This is a genomic window from Microcoleus sp. C2D2, assembly GCF_036702495.1.
GTDB lineage: Bacteria > Cyanobacteriota > Cyanobacteriia > Cyanobacteriales > Microcoleaceae > Microcoleus.
This window is the reverse complement of the sequence record NZ_JAUBTO010000394.1, coordinates 1-1,386: the sequence shown is the minus strand read 5'-3', so window position 1 is coordinate 1,386 and position 1,386 is coordinate 1. Positions and strand designations below refer to the sequence as shown.

The 1,386-nt window shown below is 45.3% G+C and carries 1 protein-coding gene; it reads right to left on the bottom strand.

Features of this window, described 5'->3' with window-relative positions:
• Window positions 1-42 precede the first annotated feature (42 nt).
• Window positions 43-1,299 (bottom strand): transposase, encoded by a 1,257-nt coding sequence (locus QUB61_RS39465; protein WP_333136928.1) that lies wholly within the window; start codon window positions 1,297-1,299, stop codon window positions 43-45.
• Window positions 1,300-1,386: the final 87 nt, after the last annotated feature.

The following is a 1,386-nucleotide window of genomic DNA, read 5'->3' as shown; positions in this document are numbered from 1 at the left end:
TTGACATCCTCACCGCCCTAAAGGGACGGTGATTCCCAAGAATCACTTCTTGAGTTTTCTGCTTCGTCCTGTGCCAGCTAGACTGACGTTACCACCAGTCCCCGCCGCATCCAGTCCACAGACAGTTTGTTTTACTTCCAGGCTATGCCCTAGCCCAGAAATTAGTTCCAACCCACGATTTCTAACCACCTGTGCCGCTGCCACATCACGCGATGCAGTAAAGAAACACACTGGACAAGAATGAATTCTTTCGTCTAGGTGCTTTTTGCCCGTATGCGTCCCACACTCAGGACATTGTTGTGATGTGTAGTCCTTGTCTACCTTGGCAAAGAAAACACCTCGTTTAAAGCACACCCATTGTAGTATGTTGACGAATTGACCGAATCCAGCATCGGCACTATGTTTACTCAACATTCCTCTGGCCCAAGAGCGAAAGTCGATGTCTTCAACAAATATCATCCCTGCGCCGTCACTCATACGGTGGGCTAACTTAAAGTGCCAGTCTTTCCTAGTGTCAGTAATCTGTTGATGAATTCTGGCTATTTTTTGATTGAGCTTATGTCTGTTATTCGACCCTTTCTTTTTATGCTTTAATCTACGTTGCAGTAATTTCAACTCGCGTTGTAGAGTTTGCAGGAAGCGAGGTCTAGCAATTTGCTCGTTATCGCTAGTAGCTACAAATTTATCAAACCCTAAATCCAAACCTCGCGGATGACCGGATATGGGTGTATCTGGCACTGATACATTTAACTGTAATAACAACATGACAAAATATCCCGATGCCCGCCGTACAACCCTGGCTTGTTTAATTTCAAATTCCCCTGGGATTTGGCGTGACAAGCGCAAACGAATCCACCCTAGTTGAGGCAATTTCAGCAAACTTCCATTGATTGGATTTTTGCCCAATTGAGGAAACACAAACGATCGCATTCGGTATTTGTTCTTGAAACGAGGGAAGCCTAGTTTCTTCGCTCTCATGTCCTCAAATGCCCTGTCCAGCGTTCTTAAGACTTGTTGCAATACTTGCGAATGTACGCTCGTGAGGAGGGGAAATTGCTCTTTGGCAAGAGTCAATCCTTTAGCCTGAGTGTGGTAACTAGGGTATGGCTTGTCAGCAGGGAGTATGTACTCCTGTTCGATGGAACAAGCATTTACAGGCGACTTGCGGGAATTCAACCAGTCTTTGCGCTCCCGCAAAGCAAAGTTCCATACAGAACGACACACAGCGAATATCCGCTCGATAGTATCGACCTGTTCTGGAGTTGGTTGTAGTTTGAATTCCCACGTCATGTTTAGCATGAAATTATTTTACACGCTTACTGAGTATGTGTAAAGCCGTCCTCCACTTCGTTAAAGGACGGGGTTTTAGACCCAAATTTTCGATAA